At 68.0% G+C, this 24,643-nt stretch carries 21 protein-coding genes; 12 read left to right on the top strand and 9 right to left on the bottom strand.

Going from position 1 to position 24,643, the window contains the following annotated elements:
- Positions 1-44: 44 nt before the first annotated feature.
- Both ACF8ML_RS26580 and ACF8ML_RS26575 read left to right on the top strand, forming a co-directional pair.
- Positions 45-695, top strand: coding sequence for a DUF937 domain-containing protein (locus tag ACF8ML_RS26580; RefSeq protein ID WP_016449719.1), 651 nt, complete (start codon positions 45-47; stop codon positions 693-695).
- 122 nt (positions 696-817) lie between these two features.
- Complete coding sequence (locus ACF8ML_RS26575) at positions 818-1,258, top strand: CBS domain-containing protein (protein WP_016449718.1); 441 nt, start codon at positions 818-820, stop codon at positions 1,256-1,258.
- 60 nt (positions 1,259-1,318) lie between these two features.
- Here ACF8ML_RS26575 and ACF8ML_RS26570 read toward each other — a convergent pair whose 3' ends face one another.
- From ACF8ML_RS26570 to ACF8ML_RS26555, 4 genes are all read right to left on the bottom strand, one after another.
- The gene (locus ACF8ML_RS26570) at positions 1,319-2,125 is read right to left on the bottom strand and encodes an ABC transporter ATP-binding protein (protein WP_017407363.1); all 807 of its coding nucleotides are present in this window, start codon (positions 2,123-2,125) and stop codon (positions 1,319-1,321) included.
- On the bottom strand, positions 2,122-3,057 hold the full coding sequence (ntrB, locus tag ACF8ML_RS26565) for a nitrate ABC transporter permease (protein ID WP_151020788.1): 936 nt from the start codon (positions 3,055-3,057) through the stop codon (positions 2,122-2,124). Before ntrB ends, ACF8ML_RS26570 begins: the two co-directional genes overlap by 4 nt.
- Before the next feature lie 40 nt (positions 3,058-3,097).
- On the bottom strand, positions 3,098-4,378 hold the full coding sequence (locus tag ACF8ML_RS26560; RefSeq protein WP_392408397.1) for a CmpA/NrtA family ABC transporter substrate-binding protein: 1,281 nt from the start codon (positions 4,376-4,378) through the stop codon (positions 3,098-3,100).
- A 317-nt stretch (positions 4,379-4,695) separates the two neighbouring features.
- Positions 4,696-5,961: a nitrate regulatory protein gene (locus ACF8ML_RS26555; RefSeq protein WP_017407366.1), complete on the bottom strand. Its 1,266-nt coding sequence runs from the start codon at positions 5,959-5,961 to the stop codon at positions 4,696-4,698.
- Between the two features lie 295 nt (positions 5,962-6,256).
- Between ACF8ML_RS26555 and ACF8ML_RS26550 the strand changes: the two genes are divergently transcribed.
- Both ACF8ML_RS26550 and tsaD read left to right on the top strand, forming a co-directional pair.
- The gene (locus ACF8ML_RS26550; RefSeq protein WP_374005725.1) at positions 6,257-7,951 is read left to right on the top strand and encodes a putative bifunctional diguanylate cyclase/phosphodiesterase; all 1,695 of its coding nucleotides are present in this window, start codon (positions 6,257-6,259) and stop codon (positions 7,949-7,951) included.
- Positions 7,952-8,041: 90 nt separating this feature from the next.
- Positions 8,042-9,082 (top strand): tRNA (adenosine(37)-N6)-threonylcarbamoyltransferase complex transferase subunit TsaD, encoded by a 1,041-nt coding sequence (tsaD, locus tag ACF8ML_RS26545; protein ID WP_016449712.1) that lies wholly within the window; start codon positions 8,042-8,044, stop codon positions 9,080-9,082.
- Between the two features lie 151 nt (positions 9,083-9,233).
- Here tsaD and ACF8ML_RS26540 read toward each other — a convergent pair whose 3' ends face one another.
- Entirely contained in the window at positions 9,234-9,614 is a 381-nt protein-coding gene (locus ACF8ML_RS26540) for an Hsp20/alpha crystallin family protein (RefSeq protein WP_016449711.1), read from the bottom strand.
- 97 nt (positions 9,615-9,711) lie between these two features.
- Between ACF8ML_RS26540 and ACF8ML_RS26535 the strand changes: the two genes are divergently transcribed.
- On the top strand, positions 9,712-11,022 hold the full coding sequence (locus tag ACF8ML_RS26535) for a branched-chain amino acid ABC transporter substrate-binding protein (RefSeq protein WP_392408396.1): 1,311 nt from the start codon (positions 9,712-9,714) through the stop codon (positions 11,020-11,022).
- A gap of 27 nt (positions 11,023-11,049) precedes the next feature.
- Here ACF8ML_RS26535 and mltB read toward each other — a convergent pair whose 3' ends face one another.
- The 4 genes from mltB to ACF8ML_RS26515 are packed head-to-tail and all read right to left on the bottom strand — an operon-like array spanning position 11,050 to position 16,344.
- Complete coding sequence (gene mltB, locus ACF8ML_RS26530; RefSeq protein ID WP_392408395.1) at positions 11,050-12,246, bottom strand: lytic murein transglycosylase B; 1,197 nt, start codon at positions 12,244-12,246, stop codon at positions 11,050-11,052.
- Positions 12,243-14,393: a transglutaminaseTgpA domain-containing protein gene (locus tag ACF8ML_RS26525; RefSeq protein WP_392408394.1), complete on the bottom strand. Its 2,151-nt coding sequence runs from the start codon at positions 14,391-14,393 to the stop codon at positions 12,243-12,245. The genes mltB and ACF8ML_RS26525 overlap by 4 nt, the downstream gene beginning before the upstream one ends.
- Positions 14,390-15,424, bottom strand: a complete 1,035-nt coding sequence (locus tag ACF8ML_RS26520; RefSeq protein ID WP_392408393.1) for a DUF58 domain-containing protein — start codon at positions 15,422-15,424, stop codon at positions 14,390-14,392. The genes ACF8ML_RS26525 and ACF8ML_RS26520 overlap by 4 nt, the downstream gene beginning before the upstream one ends.
- Positions 15,424-16,344 (bottom strand): MoxR family ATPase, encoded by a 921-nt coding sequence (locus ACF8ML_RS26515; RefSeq protein ID WP_016449706.1) that lies wholly within the window; start codon positions 16,342-16,344, stop codon positions 15,424-15,426. The genes ACF8ML_RS26520 and ACF8ML_RS26515 overlap by 1 nt, the downstream gene beginning before the upstream one ends.
- A 90-nt stretch (positions 16,345-16,434) precedes the next feature.
- Here ACF8ML_RS26515 and ACF8ML_RS26510 point away from each other — a divergent pair, with 90 nt between their 5' ends.
- From ACF8ML_RS26510 to ACF8ML_RS26480, 7 genes are all read left to right on the top strand, one after another.
- Positions 16,435-17,340: a histone deacetylase family protein gene (locus ACF8ML_RS26510; RefSeq protein ID WP_017406772.1), complete on the top strand. Its 906-nt coding sequence runs from the start codon at positions 16,435-16,437 to the stop codon at positions 17,338-17,340.
- A gap of 17 nt (positions 17,341-17,357) precedes the next feature.
- On the top strand, positions 17,358-18,167 hold the full coding sequence (locus ACF8ML_RS26505; RefSeq protein WP_392408392.1) for an enoyl-CoA hydratase: 810 nt from the start codon (positions 17,358-17,360) through the stop codon (positions 18,165-18,167).
- A gap of 92 nt (positions 18,168-18,259) precedes the next feature.
- On the top strand, positions 18,260-19,549 hold the full coding sequence (locus tag ACF8ML_RS26500) for a mechanosensitive ion channel family protein (protein WP_016449703.1): 1,290 nt from the start codon (positions 18,260-18,262) through the stop codon (positions 19,547-19,549).
- A gap of 209 nt (positions 19,550-19,758) precedes the next feature.
- Entirely contained in the window at positions 19,759-20,508 is a 750-nt protein-coding gene (locus tag ACF8ML_RS26495; RefSeq protein WP_046239651.1) for an electron transfer flavoprotein subunit beta/FixA family protein, read from the top strand.
- Between the two features lie 14 nt (positions 20,509-20,522).
- Positions 20,523-21,455, top strand: a complete 933-nt coding sequence (locus ACF8ML_RS26490; protein ID WP_070080554.1) for an electron transfer flavoprotein subunit alpha/FixB family protein — start codon at positions 20,523-20,525, stop codon at positions 21,453-21,455.
- 155 nt (positions 21,456-21,610) lie between these two features.
- Positions 21,611-22,753: an ABC transporter substrate-binding protein gene (locus ACF8ML_RS26485; protein WP_016450177.1), complete on the top strand. Its 1,143-nt coding sequence runs from the start codon at positions 21,611-21,613 to the stop codon at positions 22,751-22,753.
- Between the two features lie 97 nt (positions 22,754-22,850).
- A complete protein-coding gene (locus tag ACF8ML_RS26480) occupies positions 22,851-24,641 on the top strand; it encodes an acyl-CoA dehydrogenase (RefSeq protein ID WP_047325760.1) in 1,791 nt (596 codons plus the stop codon).
- Positions 24,642-24,643: the final 2 nt, after the last annotated feature.

Here is a 24,643-nt window from a genome sequence, read left to right as displayed (position 1 = left end):
CATGTGACTTTGTGTTGACCGGGCGACCGGATGAAGGAACGACCATGAACTCCAGCTCTTCCCTGGCCGCCGAACTGATGGCCCAACTGCAGGGCGCGCCCATGCAGCAGATGGCAGACCAGATCGGCGCCAGCCCCGCTCAGACCGAAAGTGCCGTGGGCGCGGCCCTTCCCGTGCTGCTGGGCTCGCTGGGCCGCAATGCGGCCGATCCGCAGGGCGCGGCCAATCTCTTCGGCGCGCTGCAGCGCGACCACGGCGCGGCCAGCGGTGGCGCCGGCGGGCTGGATCTGGGAGGCCTGCTGGGCTCGCTGCTGGGCGGCGGCGCAGGCGCAGGCGGCAATGCGGGCGGCGGGCTCGACGGCGCAGCCATCCTGGGCCATATCCTGGGCGGCAACCAGCAGCGCGCGCAGGACGGACTGGGCCAGGCCACGGGCCTGGGCAGCGGCGGCGCGGCCCAGCTGCTGCAGCTGCTGGCCCCCATCGTCATGTCCTTTCTTGCACAGCGCGTGAGCGCAGGCGGCATGGATGCCGGCGGCCTGGGCCAGGTGCTGGGCCGCGAGCATGCGCAGGCGCAGCAGCAGGGCGGCCTGGGTGGTGGTTTGCTGGGAAGCCTGCTCGATCAGGATGGCGACGGCCAGGTAGGTCTCAGCGATCTGATGAAGATTGGTGGCAGCCTGCTGGGCGGCCGCCGCTAAAGGGCCGCATTCACTGAATCGGGCAGGGCCGGTGCGTGTGCATACACGCGCTGGCCCTGTTGCTTTTTGGGCGCAGTTCGGATGACACTAGAACCGAATTGGCGAACGACTGAAAGGCACCCATGACAGCAGTTGCAGACATTCTCAAGTCCAAGGCCACCAGCGCGGTGTACAGCATCGCGCCTACCGATTCCGTGCTCGACGCGCTGCGGCTCATGGCCGACAAGGGCATTGGCGCCCTGCTCGTGATGGAGGGCAGCGAGATCGCCGGCATCGTCACCGAGCGCGACTACGCGCGCAAGATCGCGCTGCTGGGGCGCACCTCCGGCGCCACCCTGGTGCGCGACGTGATGACGCGCGACGTGCTGTTCGTCGGCCCCACCCAGACCACGCAGGAGTGCATGGCGGTGATGACCGAGAACCGGCTGCGCCACCTGCCCGTGGTGGACGAAGGCGGCAAGCTGCTGGGCCTGATCTCCATCGGAGACCTGGTCAAGGACATCATCTCCGAGCAGAAGTTCATCATCGAGCAGCTGGAGCACTACATCTCGGGCCGGCACTGAGCCGGGGCTCGGCCTGCCCGCCATGGGCAGGGTCTCGAAGGCGGCAGGACCTGCGAAGGTTCAGGCCGCCTTTTCCACATGCCCCTGGCGGGTGTAGAGGAAATCGATCACGGCCTTGCGGCACTGGCGGTAGAGGTCGTCCTCGGCCAGCGCCACGCGGTTGCGCGGGCGGGCCAGGCCGACCTGCAGCACCTCGCCGATGGTGGCGGCCGGGCCGTTGGTCATCATCACGATCTTGTCGGACAGCAGCACGGCCTCGTCCACATCGTGCGTGACCATGACCACGGTGCTTTGCGTGCGCGCCACGATCTCCAGCAGCTCGTCCTGCAGCTTGGCGCGCGTGAGCGCATCGAGCGCACCGAAGGGCTCGTCCATCAGCAGCACCTGCGGCTCCATCGACAGCGCGCGCGCAATGCCCACGCGCTGCTTCATGCCGCCCGATATCTCGCCGGGCCGCTTGTGCGCGGCATGGGCCAGGCCCACCAGTTCCAGCGCGGCCAGGGTGCGGGCCTTGAGCTGGGCGCGGCTTTCCGTGCGGCCATAGACGCGCTCCACGGCCAGGTGGATGTTGCCCTCGCAGGTCAGCCAGGGCAGCAGCGAGTGGTTCTGGAAGACCACGGCGCGCTCGGGTCCCGGGCCCTTGATCTCCTTGTTGGCGCACAGCAGCACGCCCGTGGTGGGCGTGGTCAGGCCCGCGATCAGGTTCAGCAGGGTGGACTTGCCGCAGCCCGAGTGGCCGATCAGCGAGACGAACTCGCCCCGCGCAATGGTCAGGTCGATATTGCGCAGCGCCGGAAACAGGCCCTTGGCGGTCTTGAAGCTCTGCTCCACGCCCTGGATCTCGATGAACTTGGACGATGCATTCATGCCTTCACCTCTTCGAACGTAAATGCCGTTGCCAGCTTGACCAGGGCCATCTCCAGCAGCAGGCCCACGATGCCGATCACGAAGATCGCGATGATGATGTTCTTGACGTTGAGGTTGTTCCACTCGTCCCAGACCCAGAAGCCGATGCCCACGCCGCCGGTGAGCATCTCGGCCGCGACGATGACCAGCCAGGCCGTGCCCACGGCCAGGCGCACGCCGGTCAGCATGTAGGGCAGCACGGCCGGGAACAGGATGGTGGTGGCGATCTTCCACTCGCTGAGGTTGAGCACGCGCGCCACGTTCATGTAGTCCTGGGGCACGCGCTGCACGCCCACGGCGGTGTTGATGAGCATGGGCCAGATCGAGCAGATGAAGATGGTCCAGATGGCCGCCGGGTTGGCGCCCTTGAAGACCAGCAGGCCTATGGGCAGCCAGGCCAGCGGCGACACCGGGCGCAGCAGGCTGATCAGCGGGTTGAACATGCGCGACAGGAAGTTGAAGCGCCCGATCACGAAGCCGGCCGGAATGCCGACCAGGGCCGCCAGGCCGAAGCCCACGGCCACGCGCTGCAGCGAAGCGAGCACGTTCCAGCCCACGCCCTGGTCATTGGGGCCGTTGCGGTAGAACGGGTCGCTGAAAATCTCCACCGCCTGCTGCCAGGTCGCCAGGGGCCCCGGAATGCTCTGGCCCGAGCCTGCGGCCACCAGGGACCACACGCCCACGAGCAGGCCGAGGCCGCACAGCGGCGGCAGCACGGCCAGCCAGAAGGCGCGCGACAGCGCCGCCCAGTCGCGCGCAGGGGTGGGAGTCCTGGGCGTTGCCGGTGCAGCCTGCATGGCCGGGACCGGGGATGCAGCGGTGGGGGAAGCCGGCGCAGGCGGGGCGGCGGCGGTGGAGGACTCTGCCGGGAAGTGGAAGACGGCGCTGACCATGGTGTGTTCCTCGGTGGGATGGGTCGTCAAAGGGGATCTCTCAGGCCTTGATGGCGAAGCTGTCCGCGTACTTGCGCGGGTCCTTGCCGTCCCAGACCGTGCCGTCCATCAGCTTGCTGCTGCGCATCTCGCCCTTGGGCAGCGGGGCCTTGGCGGCGGTGGCGGCCTGCTGGTAGATGTCCAGGCGGTTGATGGAGCGGGCCACGCCCAGGTAGTCGGGGTGCTCCTTGAGCAGGCCCCAGCGCTTGTGCTGGGTGAGGAACCACATGCCGTCGGACAGATAGGGATAGCCCACGCTGCCGTCGCCATAGAACTTCATGTGGTGGGGGTCGTCCCAGGTCTTGCCCATGCCGTCCTGGTAGCGGCCCAGGATGCGCTGGTTGATGGCGTCCACGCCGGTGTTCACATAGGCCTTGCCGGCAATGGTGTCGGCCATGCGGGTCTTGTTGGCCAGGCTCTCGTCGATCCAGCGGCCGGCCTCGATGATGGCGGCCGTCACGGCGCGTGCCGTATTGGGGTTCTGGCGGGCAAATTCGGCCGTGGTGCCCAGCACCTTCTCGGGATGGTCCTGCCAGATGGCCTGGGAGGTGGTGGCCGTGACGCCGATGCCGTCCATGATGGCGCGGTGGTTCCAGGGCTCGCCCACGCAAAAGCCGTCCATGTTGCCCACGCGCATGTTGGCCACCATCTGCGGCGGCGGCACGGTGATGACCTTGGCATCCTTGAGCGGGTGGATGCCGTTGGCCGCCAGCCAGTAGTACAGCCACATGGCATGCGTGCCCGTGGGAAAGGTCTGGGCAAAGGTGTATTCGCGCTTTTCGCTGGCCATCAGCTTGGCCAGGCCTGCGCCGTTGACGGCGCCCTTGTCGGCCAGCTTCTTGGACAGCGTGATGGCTTGGCCGTTGTGGTTGAGCGTCATCAGCACGGCCATGTCTTTCCTGGCGCCGCCCACGCCCAGGTGCATGCCGTAGACCAGGCCGTACAGCACATGGGCAAAGTCCAGTTCGCCATTGGCCAGCTTGTCGCGCACGCTGGCCCAGCTCGCTTCCTTGGAGGGAATGATCCTGACACCGTACTTCTGGTCGATCCCCAGCACCGAGGCCATGACCACGCTGGCGCAATCGGTCAGCGGAATGAAGCCGATGCGCACTTCCTTTTTCTCGGGCGCATCCGAGCCGGCCGCCCAGGCGCCGTGGTGGCCCAGCTGGGTGTAGAGCACCGCGCCGCCTGCCAGCGTGCCGGCCTGGCGCAGAAAATCGCGCCGGGGCAGTGCCGGGCCGGAGGTGAGAGGGCCTGTGGTGGGCTGGGGCGTGGACGCCATGGCGGAACTCCTTCGATCGTCGGGAATGGAACACTTGCAAACCGGCATGTCCCAAGCAAAACGGCGTCCTCTCCGGCCGCGCTGCGCGGGGAGAGTGACGCCGTTGTCCTGGGGCCCTGAATCAAGACCGGGTTCCCGGCCGCCTTTGGCCGGGATTTGCCAGAGTCAATGCAGAAACCGTGCCAGGCGGCGCTCAAGGGGGACCATGCACTCCACCTGCCTTGCCGTCCGCGCCGGGCCACCTTCTGGTGCGCGACTTGCCGCAGCACTGCACCAAGTCGGTGCTGCGCTGCAACATGGCGCGCAGCGGCACGGGTTCATGGGGCGGGCGGCAGCAGATCGGCCATGGAAAGGACGGCCTGCGCCACTTCGGCCAGGCGGCGGTTCTGGTTCATGGCGGTCTGGCGCAGCAGCTTGTGGGCCTCGCCTTCGCTGAGCTGGCGCCGTGTCATCAACAGGCCCTTGGCGCGCTCCAGCAGCTTGCGTTCCGTCAGCGTGGCGCGCACGGTCTCCAGCTCGGCCTGCATGGCCTGCAGCCGCTGGGACTGGTCCTGCACCAGGTCCATCACGGATCGGTCCAGCTGCGGGCCCAGACGCGCGGCCGGGGGCTGCAGCCCGCCCAGCGCCAGCGTGGCGGAGACGGGCGTGATCTCCATTGCCTGCGGCGCCTGCAGCAGCGTCTGCAGGGCGGCGCGCGCATCGACAATGCAGCGCTGGCACTGCTGCTGCAGCTCGGCCGTCAGGCGGGCCTCGACGGTGTGCAGCGCATCCATGCGCCGCGAGCAGCTGTCGAACCAGGGCTCGGCCATCTCCGGCGCCAGGGGAGTGCCCGGCGCGGCCGTGCAGCCCACGCGGCGCAGGCGTTCGATCACGGCCAGCGTGGCATCGGCCGCGCTGCTTTCTTGCCACAGGGCCAGGGAATGGGGCGGCGCGAACTCCGCAAAGACCTGAAAGCAGCGCTCCTGCGAGGCGATCAGGTGCAGCCAGTGCTGCTGGCGCGGCGCATCGCTGACGCCCGCACCAAAGGCGGCCACGCCCGTGGCACGCTCCTGGCCCGCGAATTCCTTGCCCTGCATGAAGTTGAACAAGGCCACCAGCAGGCGCGAGATGCCGGGCTCGGGTGCGCTGTCGGCCGCCTCGAACACCACCGCCAGCAGGCCTGCCACCAGCTCGATGTAGATGGCGGTGGCCGCCTCCGGCGACAGGTCGTGGCTGGCGACGCGCTCGCGCAGCGCAGGCAGGGCGTCCAGGCACTGCAGCACATGGGCGATGCGGCTGAACAGCCGCGCGCCATGGCCGGGGTGCCCCGTGGAGTCTGTTTGGCCGGGCTGCATGTCCAGCCGGTCGAAGCCGTCAAGCGCCGCCGCGGCAATCCGGTCGCACTCGGCCATCTGCGCCAGCCGTGCCTCGCCGCCATGCGCGCCCGCGCTGGCCAGAAAGACGTTGGACAGGCCGCGCTCCTTTTGCAGCGCATGGATGAGGCGGCTGAGCAGATCCACCAGTGCGCTGGTGCGCTGCAGTTGCTCCAGCTCGCCGATTTCGCACTGGCGCGCGGCCACAAGAAAGTTGAGAGCGGTTTTCATGGGGGACGGGTCCTGTCTGCCTGCGTTGATGCAATTCCCATGCCGGGCCTGCCGTGGCGCAAAAGTAGAAGTAGAAGCAAGGCGCAGGGTTTGATAGAATTTTTCTAACGTTTTGAAATCGTCGATACAAATTTGGACGCGTGAATGTGTCGAATATTTGCCGGGCGCCCTGCAGGAAAAAGCCCGGCTTTCCGGCACACACGACACCCATGGCATAGCCATCCACAAGATCGGGCTGCGCAATGCGGCAGCGAGGCTGAATCAGCATGAGCTTGCAATATCACGAGAAGATCGGATGTCCCCCGTGCGCTGGCGGTTCATGACCCAGGCGGTGTTGGGGCGGACTGCTGTGCGCCGGCGTGGCCCGTCCCTGGCTGCGCTGCTGCTGGGTCTGGCGCAGTGCCGGGCACTGGCGGGGGGCGAGGTTCTGGCCGCATCGGCGCCATCCGATGGCCAGGGAAGCTGGGCCGCGGGGTGGAGCGCTTTCGGCCTGTGGGGCGCCATTCCCGTTCTGATATTCCTGCTGGTTTCGCTGGTGGTCCATGTGCGCCTGCGCGAGAAGGCTCAGCGCCTGACGCAATCGCTGCAGCAGACCAATGAAAAGCTGCTGCGCGCCAATGTGAAGCTCAAGCGCATCGCCTTCAGGGACCCGCTGACCGGCACGGCCAACCGGGCGCTGCTCGAGTACCGGCTTGGCCGGGCGATTGCGCGCGCCGACAGCTCGGTGGAGCAGCCAGGGCCCGGCGGGCCGGTGCGCGTGGGCCTGCTGTACATCGATCTGGACGGATTCAAGCCCATCAACGACGTGGAGGGCCATGCCGCAGGTGACGCGCTGCTGTGCCAGGTGGCCGTGCGCCTGAACCGTATGACGCGCAAGTCGGACACGCTGGCGCGCGTGGGGGGCGATGAGTTCGTGCTGCTGCTGGGCTGCCTGGCATCGGAGGACGATGCCGTGGCCATGGCCGGCCGGGTGCAGAAGGTTTTGGGTCAGCCCTTCGATCTGCCGGGAAAGTCCATCTCCATCGGCAGCTCCGTCGGCGTGGCCATCTATCCCGATCATGGCCAGAAGGAAAAGCTCATGGCGGCGGCCGACCTCGCCATGTACACGGCCAAGCGCGCCGGCGGGAATTCCTGCGCCATCTTCAAGGAAAGCATGCGCAAGGATGTGGCCGTGCAGTTCGACCTGCAGCAAGCCCTGCGCCGCGCCGTCGCAAGCCAGCAGCTGGTGCTGTTCTACCAGCCCAAGATCGATGCCCGCACGGGCCGCATCCGCAGCGTGGAGGCGCTGGTTCGATGGAACCATCCCCGATTCGGCCTCATCAGCCCCCGCGTGTTCATTCCGCTGGCCGAGCGCTTCGGCCTGATCAGCGAGATCGGCGACTGGGTCATCGACGAGGCCTGCCGCCAGACTGCCCAGTGGACGCGCCAGCGGCGCTTCATGCGCGTCTCCATCAATATCTCGGGCTATCAGCTCTTTCAGACGCGGCTGGCGCAGTACATCGGCGAAGCGATCGAGCGGCACCGCATTCGGCCCGAGCAGTTGGTCTTCGAGATCACCGAGTCCGTGGCCATGGAGGACGACAAGACCACCATGGCCGTGATTGCCGAGTTGACGGGCATGGGCGTGCAGATTTCCATCGACGACTTCGGCACCGGCTACTCCAGCCTGGCCCTGCTGCGCCAGCTGGGCGCCGACGAGGTCAAGATCGACCGCAGCTTCGTGCGGGACGTGGCCATCAAGAGCGACGCGCGGGCCGTGGTCGATGCCATCGTGCGCCTGGCCCATGCGCTGGAGCTGCGCGTGGTGGCCGAAGGCGTGACCGACCAGCAGCAGCGCGAAGTGCTTCAGACGCTGGGCTGCGACGAGCTGCAGGGCTTTTACTTCGCTCGCCCCATGAACGCCCAGGCGTTGATCGCCAGCGAAATCTGGACCTCCGACGGCATCGAGCCCGTGCAGTTCTCGCGCTCGTCATACCTGGACAACCTTTAGCGGCCCGCCGGCCCCGCAACTGCCCGCCGGCCAGGGGCCATTGACGCGGGCGGCCGTGCGCCGCGCCCGCAGGTTCTACACTTCAGTCCCATGAGTTTGCTGATTCTGGGGATCGAATCCTCCTGCGATGAAACCGGCGTGGCCCTGGTCGAGGCCCCCGATGGCACGGGCGTGCCCAGGCTGCTGTCCCATGCGCTGCACAGCCAGATCGACATGCACCGCGCCTATGGCGGCGTGGTGCCGGAGCTGGCCAGCCGCGACCACATCCGCCGCGTGCTGCCGCTGACCGAAAGCGTGCTGGGCGAGTCCGGCCGCACGCTGGACCAGGTCGATGTGATCGCCTTCACGCGCGGCCCCGGCCTGGCCGGCGCGCTGCTGGTGGGCGCGGGCGTGGCCTGCGCCATGGCTGCGGCGCTGGACAAGCCCGTGCTGGGCGTGCACCACCTGGAAGGCCATCTGCTGTCGCCCTTCCTGAGCGCCGATCCCCCCGAATTCCCCTTCGTGGCCCTGCTGGTCTCGGGCGGCCACACGCAGCTGATGCGCGTGGACGGCGTGGGCAGCTACGCCATCCTGGGCGAGACCATCGACGACGCGGCCGGCGAGGCCTTCGACAAATCGGCCAAGCTCATGGGCCTGCCCTATCCGGGCGGCCCCGTGCTCTCGCGCCTGGCCGAGGGCGGGGACGCGCAGGCCTTCAAGCTGCCCCGGCCGCTGCTGCATTCGGGCGACCTGGACTTCTCGTTCGCCGGCCTGAAGACGGCCGTGCTGACCCAGGCGAAGAAGCTGGGCGATGACCTTGAGGCGCGCAAGGCCGACCTGGCCGCCAGCACGCAGGCGGCCATCGTCGAGGTGCTGGTCAAGAAGACGCTGGCGGCGCTGCAGCAGACCGGCATGAAGCGCGTGGTCGTGGCCGGCGGCGTGGGCGCCAACCGTCTGCTGCGCGCCCAGCTGGATGCGGCCTGCGCCAAGCGCAAGCTGCGCGTGCACTACCCCGAGCTGCACCTGTGCACCGACAACGGCGCCATGATCGCCATGGCCGCCGCCATGCGCCTGCAGGCAGGCCGCGAAATGGCGAACAGGCACTACGCGTTCGACGTCAAGCCGCGCTGGCCGCTCGATTCGCTGGCCTGATGGTCCGGGGCCGCGTGCCCGGCCTGCACGGCGGGCGCAAAAAAAGCCCGGCGCGGGCCGGGCTCTGGAAACGGGCTGCCACCTTGCCAAGAGGATGGAAGAAAGGATGGTTGACAGCCCGGGTGCACAAACGCGCTGACCGTGACCGGACTTACTGGATGCTCAGCATGGTGGCCTTGCTCTGGGGTTCCAGGCGGGCCAGGGACAGCGTGAGCACGCCGTTTTCCAGCTTGGCGCTGCTGGCGGCCGTGTCGATTTCATGGTCCAGCTCCCAGGCACGCTGCACCTGGCGGGGCGCGCCCTCGACGCTGGACAGACGGACCACGGCGCCTTCGATGCTCAGCTGCAGCTGCTCGCGGGACAGGCCGGGCACATCCAGCTGCAAGGTCGTGGCCTTTTCATCGCGCTGAACCTGCACCGACGAGAGCGAAGGGGCCGCGTTGCCCAGGGTGCCTTGCAAGAAGCGCTGCAGGGCCAGATCGGCGGCTTGGGGAGCGAAGGCGTTGCGGCGGAGAACAGGCGTGAAGATCATGGTGGGTTGGCTCCTATAAACTGCGCGGCTTCATCGAAGTTGTCGCCGCATGGAGCCTAGTTAAGCGGTGTTGAACGCATTTCAAGAGGAAAAAGCCATGAATAAATTGCGCCGCAAGGTCTTGAAAAGCGGCGCCATGGCGCTATTTGCGGCGCCCGCGCTGCTGGCCCGGGCGTCAAGCGGACACGACCGGCCCGTGTCGCCGCCGCGCGGCGAGCCGATACGGCTGGCGCTGATCGAAAGCCTGTCCGGCCCCTTTGCCAACACGGGCGAGGCCGTGTTCCGCAACCTGCTGTGGGCCGCCGAGCGCGTGAACGCGCGCGGCGGTGTGCTGCTGCCGGCCGCGCAGGGCGGCGCCCGGCCCCTGGCCATCGAACGCCATGACAGCAAGGGCCAGAACGAGGAGGCGCTGTCTGCGCTGCGCGCAGCCATCGACGGCGGCGCGCGCGTGGTCATGCAGGGCAATTCATCGGCCGTGGCCGCCGTGCTGGTCGACGCCATTGCCAAGCACAACGAGCGCGATCCGGCCCGGCGCGTGCTGTACCTGAACTACTCGGCCGTCGATCCCGCGCTCACCAACGAGCGCTGCAGCTTCTGGCACTTTCGCTTCGACGCCCATGCCGACATGCGCATGGCCGCGCTGATGCAGGTGCTGCGCGAGGACGGGGCCGTGCGCAACGCCTACCTGATCGGGCAGGACTACAGCTTTGGCCAGGCCGTGCTGCGCGAGGCAAGGCGCCAGCTGGCCGCGCAGCGGCCCGATGTGGCCATCGTGGGCGACGAGCTGCATCCCGTGGGGCGCGTCAAGGACTTTGCGCCCTATGCGGCCAAGATCAAGGCCAGCGGCGCCCAGGCCGTGATCACGGGCAACTGGGGCAACGATCTGATGCTGCTGGTCAAGGCCGCGCGGGAGGCGGGTTTTGACGGCCGCTTCTACACCTTCTATGGCAATGCGCTGGGCGCGCCCGCTGCCCTGGGCGAGGCCGGCGTGGGCAAGGTGCTGGCCGTGGCCGACTGGCTGCCCAACGTGCCGGGCCCCGACAGCCAGGCTTTCTACAAGTCATTCCGCGAGCGCTTTCCCAGGCCTGCCGATGACTATGTGCACATGCGCATGCAGCTGATGATCGAGGCCCTGGCCCAGTCCATGGCGCGCGCGGGCAGCACGGACACCGTTGCCGTGGCGCAGGCGCTGGAAAGCGCGGACGTGACCCTGGCCGGACGCAGGGGCCGCATGCGCGCGGCCGACCACCAGTTCCAGCAGGCGCTGGTGGTCGGCGTCATGGACAGGCAGGGCGCGCCCGGCGTGCCCTTCGATGTGGAGGGCTCGGGCTACGGCTTCCGCGTGGTGCGAGAGATCGAGGCCGCGCGTGCCGAGCAGCCTGCGATGTGCCGCATGCGCCGGCCCTGACCACCTCGACGGTTTGGATGGACTGGATCAGCGGCCCATGGCTGCCGCGACTTCCTGGCCCAGCTCGATCACGGACAGCGCGTAGTAGCTGGACCAGTTGTAGCGCGTGATGGCATAGAAGTTCTCCGTGCCCGCGATGTACAGCGGCTGGCCCTGCGCGCCGTTTTCCAGCTTGACCAGGGCCAGCGGCCCCGGGTGCGCGGCGCCGTCGCCAGGCAACTGCACGCCGCGTGCGGCCATCTCGTCGGCCGTGAACTGGGGAAGGATGTCGGGCGCCAGCAGGGCGGCCAGGTCGGCGCCCTGGGCCTGCATGATCACCGGGTAGTGGGTGGGCATGCCGCTTTTCCAGCCATGCGCGACAAAGTAGTTGGCCACCGAGCCGATGGCATCGGCCGCGCTGCCGAACAGGTCGATGCGGTCGTCGCCGTCAAAGTCCACGGCCCACTTCACCCAGCTGCTGGGCATGAACTGGCCCATGCCCATGGCGCCCGCGTAGCTGCCGCGCAGCGAGAACGGGTCCGTTGTGGCGCGGTGCGTGAAGCGCAGGAACTGCTCCAGCTCGCCGCGGAAGTACTCGGTGCGTGCCTGCGCGCGGGGGTGGGCTGCGGGGAAGTCGAAGCTCAGCGTGGCCAGGGCGTCGATCACGCGGAAATTGCCCATCTGCTGGCCGTAGATGGTCTCCACGCCGATGATGCCGACGATGATTTCGGCCGGCACGCCGTACTGCTTTTCGGCACGCGCCAGCGCGGCGGCATTGGCCTGCCAGAAACGGGTTCCGGCGCGTATGCGCACGGGCTCGACAAAGCGGCTGCGGTAGACGCCCCAGTTCTTGGCCGTGCCCTGGACGGCCGGCGTCATCAGGCGCGGCACCTGGGGCAGAAAGCGGGCCTGGGCGATGGTCTCGCGCACCCAGTCCACCGGCAGGTCGTGGCGCATCGCAATGTCGGCGGCCATCTGCATGGCTTCAGGCCGTTCGCCGTAGGGCGTGCTGCCCTGCACGGTCCTTGCCACGGCGGCGCCGCCAGCGGCCGTGGCGGCGGCAGCAGCGGCCGTGCGCTTTTTCGTGGAAGGTTTGGCCGTGGACTTGGTCGTGGTTTTAGCCGAGGTTTTGGCCGTGGCTTGGGCGGCAGGGCTGGCTGCCGGCTTGCCGGCCAGCGCGCCGCAGGGCACGGCCGCGGCCGCGAGCAGCAGCAGGGCGCAGGGGATCAGTCGTTGCTTGGTCATGGTGTGCTTGTCGTGGGGCCGGCAGCGGCGGCTTGTGGCCGTGGCTGCGGATTGCGTGGCCAGTCCAGCGCCCGCCATTGGCGTCGCAGGGCGGGCAGGCCGGGGGTGTCGGGTGCGGATGAGGATGGGGATGGCCGTGCGTAGCGCTGGCGCTCCATTCCCAGGAGCCAGTCGTGAAGGGCCTGGGCCGCCTTGGCATCGTCCTGGCCCCAGCGGTCCATGACCTGGGCTGCCAGCGCACGAGGGGGCAGGCTGGTGTCGGCGTCCAGGCCGATGCGCCGCAGCCGGGCGCGGGTCCTGTCCATGAGGCGCAGCCATTCGTCGCGGCTGGTGCGCTGGGCGCGGGCCATCCAGGCCAGCCACGCCAGCGCAGCCACGCCGGCCAGCGCGCCCAGCAGGCGCAGCATGTCCACCCACGAGGGCGATTGCACGCCCAGGTTCTTGAGCAGGTCCAGCTGGCGGCTTTGCGTGTAGTTGAGCACCCACTGGTTCCAGCCGTTGTTGACGGCCTCCCACACGGCGCGCATCTGCTGCAGCATGCCCACGCCCACGAAGTTGCCCATGGCTCCGGCGATGGCGCCCTGCGGTGCGCGCAGGCGCTGGAACTCGCCCACGCGCGACGGGGCCACGGCGCCAGTGGGGTCGATGCGAACCCAGCCCTCATCCTCCAGCCACACCTCGGTCCAGGCATGGGCGTCGGCGTTGCGCACGGTCCAGTAGCCGTCGACCGGGTTGCGCTCGCCACCCTGGTAGCCGGTGACGATGCGGGCAGGCACGCCCATGCCGCGCATCAGCACGGCGAAGGCGGAGGCGATGTGCTCGCAAAAGCCCTCTTTGCTGTCGAACCAGAAGTCATCGGCCGTGTGCACGCTATCCACCACGCCGGGCTCCAGTGTGTAGGTGTAGCCGCCCGTGCGCAGGCGCGCCAGCGCGGCCTGCACCCAGGCACGGGGCGCGGCATCGGCCAGTTGCGGGTCGGCGCGCATCTGCCGGGCCAGCTCCAGCGTGCGCGGGTTGCTGCCTTCGGGCAGCTGGGTGTAGCGGCGCAGGCCGCGCGTGGGCTTGAGCGGGCCGTAGCTGAACTGCACATGGCTTTGGGCGCTGATGCGCACCACGTCGGTGATGGGGCGCCAGGTCAGCCATTGCAGCTGGGGCGTCATGCGGGCGGTGCCCATGCCCGGGGGCAGTTCGGGGGGCTGGGGCGTGGCGTCAAGCATGGTCAGCCAGGGGCGGCGGCTGGGCTCTATGGTCATCTGGTAGCGCACGCCTTCGCCCGAGACGCGCAGCTGCGCGTCCTCCAGAACGGCCTCCGTGTCCATCTGCCATTCCTGTCCGTCAAAGCGAGACAGAACGGGTCCCCGGAAATACAGGGTGTTGGCAGGCGGAGGAGCACCATCGGGCGTATCGAAACGCAGGCGCAGGGCCACGTTTTCGTCCAGCACCAGCGAGGCCATGGAGCCCACGCGCATGTTCTCCGACAGGCCGCTGCGGCCGGCCAGGTCGTTGCCCGGCACGCCCCACAGCGGGGCCATGCGCGGAAAGAACAGGAACAGCGCCACCATCACCGGCGTGCCCCACAGCGCCAGCAGGGCCGCCGTGCGCAGCGCCTGGGTCAGCGGCGGCCGGCCGGCGGTCATGTGGGCATTGACCAGGGCCGTGAGCAGGCCCAGCAGGCCCAGCACCATGGCCAGGGCCAGCAGCAGGGACTGCGAGTAGAAGAAGTTGGCCAGCAGCGCGAAGAAGCCCAGGAAGAACACCACCATGGCGTCGCGCCGGGCGCGCAGCTCCAGTGTCTTGAGCGCCAGCAGCAGCACGATCAGCGTCACGCCCGCATCGCGCCCGACAAAGGTGCCGTGCGAGACCCAGGTGGCGCCCAGGGCCAGCAGCAGCAGTCCGCCCAGCAGCCAGCGGCCGGGCAGGGGCTGGCCGCGCCAGGCCAGCAGGGCGCGCCACAGCAGCAGGCCGGCCACGAAGACCATGGTCCACCAGGGCGTGTGGGCGGCCTGGGGCATCAGCACCCAGGCCACCACGGCCAGCAGGAACAGGGTGTCGCGCGCATCGCGGGGCAGGGCGGCCAAGCGCTGGCGCCAGGTGGCCGCGGGCTGCGCAATGGCTTGGAAGGAGGAGGGCATGGACGTGCGATTCATGGGCAGGCCGCCAGGGCTTCCAGGCAGAGCGTGGCATGGGCCGGGCCCTGGTCGGGGGCGATCTCGCGGCCGTCGGGCAGGCGCAGGCCCCAGGTCAGGTCCTGCTGGCGCGCGGCCAGCACCCAGGCGGTCAGGCGGCTGAGGCGGGCCTCGGGGTCGGCCAGGCCGGTGGCTTTGGCATCCAGCCACAGACGGTGCTGCTGGGACAGCGGGCGGTCGCGGCTCACCAGCTGGTTGCTGCCCGTGGCAAAGGCCTGTGCAGCCTTTTTCCAGACCACCAGCTTGAGCGGATCGCCGCGGCGGTAGGCCCGCACACCGTCGAACTCGTCGCCGTGCCGCGTGGCGGCCGCGCTGCGGCCGCCGGCATCGGCGCTGGCCGGTGGCAGGGGTGGCGGATTGTGCTCGGGCGCCGGGTAGATCCAGGCCTGCGTCTGTGCGCGCCACAGCGCCCAGACGCGGAAGGTGCCCAGCGGATAGCGGGTGGCCGCCGTGATCGTGGGCAGTGGCTGCCGTCCCCGGCGCAGCGGTGTGAAGGCCAGCTGTGCCGTGGTGCTGCCCTGTGCCGGTACATCGATCCAGGTCCAGTCGGTGGCCGGGACATCGCCCTGCACGGCCAGGCCTATGCCCCAGCGCGTGCTGCGGCGGCTGTTGTGCAGCACCACGTCGAAGCGGCAGGGCTGGCCGGCAAAGCTGCCGGCCGGCGGCACCAGGTGCATTGCCAGGCCGCGCAGGTTGCCGTGGCCGACCACCATGCCCGCAGCCGCGCTTCCGGCCAGCAAAAAGGTCAGCAGGTAGCCCAGGTTGAGCTGGTAGTTGATGGCTGCCATCAGCAGCACGCACAGCGTCAGCGCCAGGGCCCAGCCTGCGCGCGAGGGCATGATGTAGACATTGCGCTGGGTCAGCCTGAGGCTGTCGGTGCGCGGCAGGCGGGCATGCCACCACTGGCGCACGCGCCGCGCAGGAGACCAGCGCTGGCGCAGCGATGCCCCCGGCTGGGCGGCGCCGGGCGAGGACGCGGGAGCGGCCGGCATCAGCGCAGCGCCACGGCGTCCAGCATGGCGCGCACCTGCTCCACGGCACCCCGGCCGCTGGAGCCTATGGGCACCAGGCGGTGGGCGGCCGTCTGCGGCAGGATGGCCTGCACATCGTCGGGCGCCACGTAGTCACGCCCCTCCATCAGGGCCACCGCCCTGGCCGCGCGCAGCAGCGCAATGCCCGCGCGAGGCGACAGGCCCTGCACGAACCACTGGCCCGAGCGCGTCGCCTCCAGCAGGTCCTGCACATAGTCGAGCAAGGCATCGCTGGCATGGACCTGCAGCACGGCGGCCTGCAACTGCTGCAGCTCGTCCGTGGCCAGCAGCGGGAGCAGTGCATCGGCCTGGGCGCGCCGGCCATTGCCGGACAGCAGGGAGCGCTCGGCCGCGCGGTCGGGATAGCCCAGGCTGATGCGCATCAGAAAGCGGTCCAGCTGGCTTTCGGGCAGCGGGAAGGTGCCCAGCTGTTCCTGCGGGTTCTGCGTGGCGATCACGAAGAAGGGCTCGGGCAGGCGGTGCGTGCGGCCTTCGGACGAGACCTGGCGCTCTTCCATGGCTTCGAGCAGGGCGCTCTGTGTCTTGGGGCTGGCGCGGTTGATCTCGTCGGCCAGCAGTACCTGGGCGAAAACGGGACCTGGATGGAAGACGAAGGACTCGCTGCTGCGCTCATAGATGGACACGCCGGTGAGGTCGCTGGGCATGAGGTCGGCCGTGAACTGCACGCGCGAGAACTGCAGCCCGAAGCTGTGCGCCAGCGCATGGGCCAGCGTGGTCTTGCCCACGCCGGGAACGTCTTCCAGCAGCAGGTGTCCCCCGGCCAGCAGGCAGGCCACGCTGTCGCGGACTTGAGCCGGCTTCCCTACAACCACCGTGTTAAGCTGATCCAGAAGCGCCTTGATCTTGTGTGTAGCTTGCATGGCGCGACGTTATCCTAAAAAAAACATCGCGGAGACATCACTGTGGGCAAGACGGGTTATTTCACCCATAGGGAGTGCTGGCGGCATGAGATGGGGCCGGGGCACCCAGAGTGCCCGGCCCGGCTGGACGCCATCGAGGACCGGCTGCTGGTGACCGGCGTGGCCGATGCGCTGGAGCGGCACGAGGCCCCCCAGGCCTCGCTGGCCGACATCGAACTGGCCCATGACCGCATGCATGTGGCCGCGCTGCAGGGCCTGACCCAGCGCCTCATCGAGGAGCAGCAGGCCGGCGGCCCCGAGTACTCCCAGATCGACACCGATACCTCCATCAACAGCCACACCTTCTCGGCCGCGCTGCATGCGGCCGGTGCCGCGCTGGCGGCCACCGATGCGGTGATGGCCGGCGAGCTGGAGAACGCCTTTTGCGCCGTGCGCCCTCCCGGCCACCATGCCACCCGCCACCAGGCCATGGGCTTTTGCTTCTTCAACAACGTGGCCGTGGGCGTGAAGTACGCGCTCAGCCGCCACCACCTCAAGCGCGTGGCCGTGATCGATTTCGACGTGCACCACGGCAATGGCACGGAGGACATCCTCTCCGGCGACGACCGCGTGCTCATGTGCGGCATCTTCCAGCACCCCTTCTATCCCTTCAGCGGCGACCAGCACCCGGCCGCCAACATGGTCAACGTGCCGGTGGCCGCCTATACCAAGGGCATGGACATCCGCGAGATCGTCGAGATGATGTGGATCCCGCGACTGGAGGCCTTCAAGCCCGAGCTGATCTTCATCAGCGCCGGCTTCGACGCCCACCGCGAGGACGACATGGGCCAGCTGGGCATGACCGAGCAGGACTTCACCTGGATCACCTCGCGCATCAAGGACATTGCGCGGCGCTTTTCCAAGGGGCGCATCGTCTCCTGCTTGGAAGGCGGCTACGTGATGGGGCCGCTTGCGCGCAGCGTGGAAGCGCACGTGCGCGTGCTGGCCGACCTTTGAACCCGATCTGGAGCACCATGAACGCGAGCACCCATCCTTCTGAAGCCAGCCCCCTGCTCGACGTGCAGCGCGACGCGCGCGGCGTCGTGCGGCTCACGCTCAACGATCCGCAGCGCTTCAATGCCCTGGGCGAGCAGATGCTCACGCAGCTGCAGCAGGCGCTGGACGATGTGGCGCGTGACGAGTCGGTGCGCGTGGTCGTGCTGGCTGCAGCCGGCAAGGCCTTTTGCGCCGGACACAATCTCAAGGACATGGCGGCCCATCCGCAGCTGGACTACTACCAGAAGCTGTTCGCGCAGTGCAGCCGCATGATGCTGTCCATCCACCGGCTGCCCGTGCCCGTGATCGCGCGCGTGCACGGCATTGCCACGGCGGCGGGCTGCCAGCTCGTGGCCCAGTGCGATCTGGCCGTTGCTGCGCAGGCGGCACGCTTTGCCACCAGTGGCATCCACTATGGCCTGTTCTGTGCCACGCCCAGCGTGCCCTTGGTGCGCAATGTGCCGGCCAAGCAGGCCATGGAGATGCTGCTCACGGGTGACTTCATCGACGCGCAGCAGGCGCTGGACCAGGGCCTGGTCAACCGCGTGGTGGCCGAGGAGGCGCTGGACGATGCGGTGGAGCACTTCGTGCAGTCCATCGTCAGCAAGCCCCGCGCGGCCGTGGCCATGGGCAAGGCCCTGGTCTACCGCCAGCGCGAGATGGGCATCGAGGCCGCCTACCAGCTGGCCGGCCAGACCATGGCCGCCAACATGATGGATGTCGACGCCCAGGAGGGCGCCCAGGCCTTCGCCGCCAAGCGCGAACCGGCCTGGAAGACGGGCCGCTGACCGACCTGCATGTAGGCCCCGGTCCGGTTGGCCTGTCCTGGATCTGCGCGATGATGGCGGCCTGCGCCCTTGCGGCGGAACGGCCCTGATCCATGGATATCTTCGACAAGCTCATCAACGACTTCCAAAGCTCCAGCGCCTGGCTGGAGTTCTCCGTTCTCATCGGCTGCCTGCTGCTGGCCTATGGCGCCATGCGCGGCCTGCATGCGCGCTACGGCCATCTCAACGATGGCAAGCCCTCCGTATGGATTGGCCGCCATGCGCTCGATGGCGCACTGTTCCCGCTGCTGGCGCTGGTGCTGGTCTTCACCAGCCAGGAGATCCTGGCGCGGTTTTCCACGGTGTTCTGGTTGCGCGTGGCCGTGTCGCTGCTGGTGTCCCTGTCGGTGATCCGCTTCGTGGCGCGGGTGCTCAGCCGGACCTTCCCCCACTCCACCGTGGTGCGCCTGATCGAGCGCATCTTCTCCTGGCTGGCCTGGGGCGCGGCCGTGCTGCACAGCATCGGCCTGCTGCCGCAGGTCATGGAGGAGCTGGAGGCCCTGCAGTTCAACATCGGCAAGACGCCGGTCAGCCTGCTCAACCTGATCGAGGGCACGCTGTCGGCGGGGCTGATGATGGTGGCCGTGCTCTGGCTGTCCACGCTGTTCGAGCAGAAGGTCATCAACCAGTGGGTCAGCGACCTGTCCATGCGCAAGGTGGCCATGAACATCACGCGCAGCGTGCTGATCCTGGTGGGCCTGCTGGTCTCGCTGTCCATGGTGGGCGTGGACCTGACGGCGCTGTCCGTCATGGGTGGCGCCATCGGCGTGGGCCTGGGTTTCGGCATGCAGAAGATCGCCTCCAACTACGTCAGCGGCTTTCTGGTGCTGATCGAGCGTGCGCTGCGCATCGGCGACAACGTGCGCGTGGACGGCTTCGAGGGCCGCATCACCGACATCCGCACGCGCTACACCATCATCCGCGCGCTCAACGGCCGCGAATCCATCGTGCCCAACGAGACGCTGATCACCCAGCGTGTGGAGAACCTCACCGGATTCGACGTCAAGTTCGGCCTGTCCACCAACATCGTCGTGGGCATGGACAGCGATGTGGAGCAGGTGCGCGGCATCCTGCTCGAAGCCGCAGCCGCGCAGCCGCGCGTGCTCAAGACGCCCGCGCCTTCGGTGGCTCTGGTCGACTTTGTGGAGCAGGGCCTGCAGTTCAGTCTCAGCTACTACATCAACGACCCGCAAAATGGCCAGGGAAATGTGCGCTCCGAGGTCAACCTCGCCGTGCTGCGCGGCCTGCGTGCCGCAGGCGTGAGCCTGCCGGTCCCCAGGCAGGTGGTACAGATCACCGAACGCGTGGGCGTGGCGGCCCAGGCAGCAGAGAAAAGCAGCTAGGATTATTCCTAGGTGCATACCCTGAGTTCAGGCTGTTCCCCTGCAGGAAATCTCAAGGGTCGTGCTTAAAATGGCACGATCGTTCTTTTTTGTGAGCGCGCATGCGGCCCTCGGCCGTCAGGGAAACCTGCCTCAGCTGCTGCAGCGCCGCATACAATGATTTCGGTTTACGTAAACGTCAATCTATCAATCAATCAGGAGCCGCTGCAATGAAGGTTTTGGTCCCGGTCAAGCGCGTGGTGGACTACAACGTGAAGGTCCGCGTGAAGTCGGACGGCACGGGCGTGGACATCGCCAACGTCAAGATGAGCATGAACCCCTTTGACGAAATCGCCGTCGAAGAAGCCGTTCGCCTCAAGGAAAAGGGCGTGGTCACCGAAGTCATCGCCGTCTCCTGCGGCGTGGCCCAGTGCCAGGAAACCCTGCGCACGGCCATGGCCATCGGTGCCGACCGCGGCATCCTGGTGGAGACCACCGAGGAACTGCAGCCCCTGGCCGTCGCCAAGCTGCTCAAGGCCCTGGTGGACAAGGAGCAGCCTGGCCTGATCATCCTGGGCAAGCAGGCCATCGACGACGATGCCAACCAGACCGGCCAGATGCTGGCGGCCCTGGCCGACCTGCCCCAGGCCACCTTCGCCTCCAAGGTCGAAGTCGCTGGCGACAAGGTGAATGTCACGCGTGAAGTGGACGGCGGCCTGGAAACCCTGGCCCTGAGCCTGCCGGCCGTCATCACCACCGACCTGCGCCTGAACGAGCCGCGCTACGTCACGCTGCCCAACATCATGAAGGCCAAGAAAAAGCAGCTGGACACGGTCAAGCCTGAAGAGCTGGGCGTGGATGTCGCCCCGCGCCTGAAGACGCTCAAGGTGGCCGAGCCCGCCAAGCGCGGCGCTGGCGTGAAGGTGCCCGATGTGGCGACCCTGGTCAGCAAGCTCAAGAACGAAGCCAAGGTCATCTAAAGGAATTCGCAGACATGACATCCCTCGTTATTGCAGAACACGACAACGCTTCCATCAAGAGCGCCACGCTGAACACCGTCACTGCGGCCCTGGCCTGCGGCGGCGACGTGCATGTGCTGGTGGCGGGCGAGAATGCCGGCGCCGCTGCGCAGGCCGCTGCCCAGATCGCTGGCGTTGCCAAGGTCATCCACGCCGACGGCGCCAGCCTGAAGGACGGCCTGGCAGAGAACATTGCAGCGCAAGTGCTGGCAATTGCTTCGAACTACAGCCACATCCTGTTCCCCGCCACCGCCAGCGGCAAGAACGCCGCGCCGCGCGTGGCCGCCAAGCTGGACGTGGCCCAGATCAGCGACATCACCAAGGTGGACAGCGCCGACACGTTCGAGCGCCCCATCTACGCAGGCAACGCCATTGCCACGGTGCAAAGCAGCGACAAGATCAAGGTCATCACCGTGCGCGGCACGGGCTTTGACGCAGCGGCCACCACGGGCGGCAGCGCCCAGGTGGAGCAGCTGGCCGCCGCTGGCGACAGCGGCAAGAGCAGCTTCGTGGGCCGTGAAGTGACCAAGAGCGACCGCCCCGAGCTGACGGCCGCCAAGATCATCGTCTCCGGCGGCCGCGCGCTGGGCAGCAGCGAGAAGTTCCAGGAAGTCATCACGCCCCTGGCCGACAAGCTGGGCGCGGCCATCGGCGCTTCGCGCGCTGCGGTGGATGCGGGCTATGCGCCCAACGACCTGCAGGTCGGCCAGACCGGCAAGATCGTCGCTCCGCAGCTGTACATCGCCCTGGGCATCTCGGGCGCCATCCAGCACTTGGCCGGCATGAAGGACTCCAAGGTGATCGTGGCGATCAACAAGGATCCCGAGGCACCGATCTTCTCGGTGGCCGACTACGGCCTGGAGGCCGACCTGTTCCAGGCCGTGCCCGAGCTGGTGCAGGCGCTGTAAGCGACCAAAGCTGAAAAATGAGGGGCACAAGGCCCCTCTTTTTCCGTCACGGATGCCGGGATGGCCCGCTGGTCATGGTTCGCGGCAACGACTACAACAACGGCTTTGGCCGCCAGCGGGTGCTGGCAATGGCATGAACCGAGAGGGAGATTGAAATGAAGATGATGCGCTTGCGCCTGGCCCGCACGGCCGTGGCCTTTGTCTGTGGCGCCATGGCGCTGGCCGCCGAGGCCAATGCCTGGGTGGTGGGGCAGGTGGCACCCATGTCGGGAGCCGGCGCGACGCAGGGCCGGGCCTATGCCCAGGGCATGCGCCTGTACTTCGACCAGATCAACAAGGCCGGCGGCGTGCAGGGCCAGCCCGTGCAACTGGTCACGGTGGACGATGTGGGCCACCCCGATGAAACCGTGGACAAGACCCGCAAGCTGCTGGACGAGTCCAAACCCGTGGTGCTGGCCGGCTATTTCGGCAACCGCAACATGGCTTCGCTGCTGGACAGCAAGCTGCTCGACCAGTCCCAGATCTCCCTGGTGGGTTACCAGAGCACGGACACGCGTGTGCTGAGCCATCCCCAGATCTTCAGCACGCGCGCCAACCTGCCCGAGGAAATGGCCAAGATCGCCTCGCACCTGGCCACCGTGGGCATCACGCGCCTGGCCCTGCTGCATGACGAGCGCCCGGATGCCAAGGCCGTGGCTGAACTTGTGGACAAGGCGATTGCGCCTTCCAAGGCCAAGCTGGTGGTCAGCGCCTCGCTGAGCACGGGCAAGGGCGCCATGGACAAGGCCGTGTCCCAGTTGCAAAAGGCCCAGCCTTCGGCGCAGGCCGTGATGGTGGTGGCCTCCAGCCCCGTGACCTCGGCCTTCGTCGAGGCGTACCGCATGGCGGGCGGCACGGCCCAGATCTACGCGACATCGGAAGCCGATATCGAGCAACTGGCCAAGCGCCTGCCCGTGGAGTTCATGAGCGGCCTGTCCATTGCCCAGGTCGTGCCCAGTCCCTACAAGGTGACCATGCGCCTGAACAAGGAGTTCAGGGACGCGGCCACCGCTGCCGGCAAGTCGCTGACCGTGCCGGTCAGCTACGCCATGATGGAAGGCTATGTGAACGCCCGCGTCATCGTGGAGGCCATGCGCCGCACCCAGCCGCTGACGCGCGAGAAGCTGGCCGCTTCGCTGCGCGGCCTGGACGCCTTCGATCTGGGCGGCTACTGGGTTACCTATCGTCCGGGCTCGCAGGCGGGCTCGAAATTCGTGGATTTGTCCATCGTCAACGCATCGGGCCGCGTCACGCAATAACGCAGCAATGCAGTAGTGCCGTGGCGGCGCGCCCGCTGTCCCAGGTCGCCGCGCGCTGCGCGCCGGCGGTCCAGGCTCTGTTCAGGAAGGTTCAACAATGACTTACTCGGCTCCCCTCAAAGACATGCTGTTCGCCATGGAGCATCTGGCCCAGATCGACCAGGTGGCGCAGTTGCCCGGTTTCGAGGAGGCTGGCCTCGAGACCGCCCAGGCCGTGCTGGAGGAATGCGCCAAGCTGTGCGAAGGCGTGGTGGCGCCGCTGAACCTGCCGGGCGACGTGGCGCCTTCCAGCCTCAAGGACGGCGTGGTCACCACCACGGCGGGCTTCAAGCAGGCCTTTCGCCAGTACGCCGAAGGCGGCTGGCAGGGCCTGCAGCATCCGCAGGATTTTGGCGGCCAGGGCCTGCCCAAGACGATTGGCGCGGCCTGCGTGGAAATGCTCAACAGCGCCAACCTGAGCTTTGCGCTGTGCCCGCTCCTGACCGACGGCGCCATCGAGGCCCTGCTGACGGCGGGCAGCGATGAGCTCAAGGCCACCTATCTCGAGAAGCTGGTGACCGGCGAGTGGACCGGCACCATGAACCTGACCGAGCCCCAGGCCGGCTCCGACCTGGCCCTGGTGCGCACCAAGGCCGATCCGCAGCCCGATGGCAGCTACAAGGTCTTCGGCACCAAGATCTTCATCACCTATGGCGAGCACGACATGGCCGAGAACATCGTCCATCTGGTGCTGGCCCGCGTGGCCGGGGCGCCCGAGGGCGTCAAGGGCATCAGCCTGTTCGTGGTGCCCAAGTTCCTGGTCAACAAGGATGGATCGCTGGGCGCGCGCAACGATGTGCACTGCGTGAGCATCGAGCACAAGATGGGGATCAAGGCCTCGCCCACGGCCGTGCTGCAGTACGGCGACAACGGGGGCGCCATCGGTTACCTGGTGGGCGAGGAAAACCGCGGCCTCGAATACATGTTCATCATGATGAACGCGGCCCGCTACGCCGTGGGCGTGCAGGGCATTGCCGTGGCCGAGCGCGCCTACCAGCACGCCGTGGCCTATGCCCGCGAGCGCGTGCAAAGCCGCCCCGTGGACGGCAGTGTGAAGGCCAGCGCCACCATCATCCACCACCCCGATGTGCGCCGCATGCTCATGACCATGCGTGCCTACACCGAGGGCTGCCGCGCCATGGCGGCCACGGCCGCCGCGGCCTACGACGCATCCCATCACCATGCCGACGCCCAGGTGCGCGAGGCCAATGCGGCCTTCTATGAATTCATGGTGCCCCTGGTCAAGGGCTACAGCACCGAGATGAGCCTGGAAGTCACCAGCCTGGGCGTGCAGGTGCACGGCGGCATGGGCTTCATCGAGGAGACGGGCGCCGCCCAGTACTACCGCGACGCCAAGATCCTGACCATCTACGAAGGCACGACCGCCATCCAGGCCAATGACCTGGTGGGCCGCAAGACGGCGCGCGATGGCGGCCAGACCGCGCTGGCCATCGCGGGCCAGATCGAGAAGACCGAGGCCGAGCTGGCCGCCAGCGGCACGCCTGAGGCACTGGCCGTGGCCCGCCAACTGGCCGCTGCGCGCCAGGCCTTCGTGGAGGCGGTGCACTTCGTCTCGGGCCAGGCCAAGGCCGAGCCCAATGCCGTGTACGCCGGCAGCGTTCCCTACCTGATGCTGGCGGGCAACCTCGTCGCAGGCTGGCAGATGGGCCGCGCCCTGCTGGCGGCCGAGCAGCTGTTGCACAAGGGACAGGACGAGGCCTTCATGCGCGCGAAGATTGCGACGGCGCGCTTTTATGCCGAGCACATCCTCGTCAAGGCGGCGGGCCTGCGCGATGCCATCGTGCACGGCGCAGGCAGCGTGATGGCACTGCCCATGGACGCCTTCTGACC

It is taken from the genome of Delftia sp. WSY_10 (assembly GCF_043104705.1).
Classification (GTDB): Bacteria; Pseudomonadota; Gammaproteobacteria; order Burkholderiales; family Burkholderiaceae_C; genus Comamonas; species Comamonas tsuruhatensis.
This window is presented reverse-complemented; position numbering and strand designations above follow the sequence as displayed.

Bases quoted from the DNA above. Each gene is read 5' to 3' on its own strand.
- ACF8ML_RS26485 (WP_016450177.1), top strand. From the start codon at position 21,611: ATGAAGATGATGCGCTTGCGCCTGGCCCGCACGGCCGTGGCCTTTGTC.
- ACF8ML_RS26520 (WP_392408393.1), bottom strand. From the start codon at position 15,424: ATGCCGGCCGCTCCCGCGTCCTCGCCCGGCGCCGCCCAGCCGGGGGCA.
- ACF8ML_RS26515 (WP_016449706.1), bottom strand. From the start codon at position 16,344: ATGCAAGCTACACACAAGATCAAGGCGCTTCTGGATCAGCTTAACACG.
- ACF8ML_RS26555 (WP_017407366.1), bottom strand. From the start codon at position 5,961: ATGAAAACCGCTCTCAACTTTCTTGTGGCCGCGCGCCAGTGCGAAATC.
- ACF8ML_RS26560 (WP_392408397.1), bottom strand. From the start codon at position 4,378: ATGGCGTCCACGCCCCAGCCCACCACAGGCCCTCTCACCTCCGGCCCG.
- ACF8ML_RS26580 (WP_016449719.1), top strand. From the start codon at position 45: ATGAACTCCAGCTCTTCCCTGGCCGCCGAACTGATGGCCCAACTGCAG.
- ACF8ML_RS26540 (WP_016449711.1), bottom strand. From the start codon at position 9,614: ATGATCTTCACGCCTGTTCTCCGCCGCAACGCCTTCGCTCCCCAAGCC.
- tsaD (WP_016449712.1), top strand. From the start codon at position 8,042: ATGAGTTTGCTGATTCTGGGGATCGAATCCTCCTGCGATGAAACCGGC.
- ACF8ML_RS26500 (WP_016449703.1), top strand. From the start codon at position 18,260: ATGGATATCTTCGACAAGCTCATCAACGACTTCCAAAGCTCCAGCGCC.
- ACF8ML_RS26480 (WP_047325760.1), top strand. From the start codon at position 22,851: ATGACTTACTCGGCTCCCCTCAAAGACATGCTGTTCGCCATGGAGCAT.
- ACF8ML_RS26550 (WP_374005725.1), top strand. From the start codon at position 6,257: ATGTCCCCCGTGCGCTGGCGGTTCATGACCCAGGCGGTGTTGGGGCGG.
- ACF8ML_RS26570 (WP_017407363.1), bottom strand. From the start codon at position 2,125: ATGAATGCATCGTCCAAGTTCATCGAGATCCAGGGCGTGGAGCAGAGC.
- ACF8ML_RS26575 (WP_016449718.1), top strand. From the start codon at position 818: ATGACAGCAGTTGCAGACATTCTCAAGTCCAAGGCCACCAGCGCGGTG.
- ntrB (WP_151020788.1), bottom strand. From the start codon at position 3,057: ATGGTCAGCGCCGTCTTCCACTTCCCGGCAGAGTCCTCCACCGCCGCC.
- mltB (WP_392408395.1), bottom strand. From the start codon at position 12,246: ATGACCAAGCAACGACTGATCCCCTGCGCCCTGCTGCTGCTCGCGGCC.
- ACF8ML_RS26495 (WP_046239651.1), top strand. From the start codon at position 19,759: ATGAAGGTTTTGGTCCCGGTCAAGCGCGTGGTGGACTACAACGTGAAG.
- ACF8ML_RS26490 (WP_070080554.1), top strand. From the start codon at position 20,523: ATGACATCCCTCGTTATTGCAGAACACGACAACGCTTCCATCAAGAGC.
- ACF8ML_RS26535 (WP_392408396.1), top strand. From the start codon at position 9,712: ATGAATAAATTGCGCCGCAAGGTCTTGAAAAGCGGCGCCATGGCGCTA.
- ACF8ML_RS26505 (WP_392408392.1), top strand. From the start codon at position 17,358: ATGAACGCGAGCACCCATCCTTCTGAAGCCAGCCCCCTGCTCGACGTG.
- ACF8ML_RS26525 (WP_392408394.1), bottom strand. From the start codon at position 14,393: ATGAATCGCACGTCCATGCCCTCCTCCTTCCAAGCCATTGCGCAGCCC.
- ACF8ML_RS26510 (WP_017406772.1), top strand. From the start codon at position 16,435: ATGGGGCCGGGGCACCCAGAGTGCCCGGCCCGGCTGGACGCCATCGAG.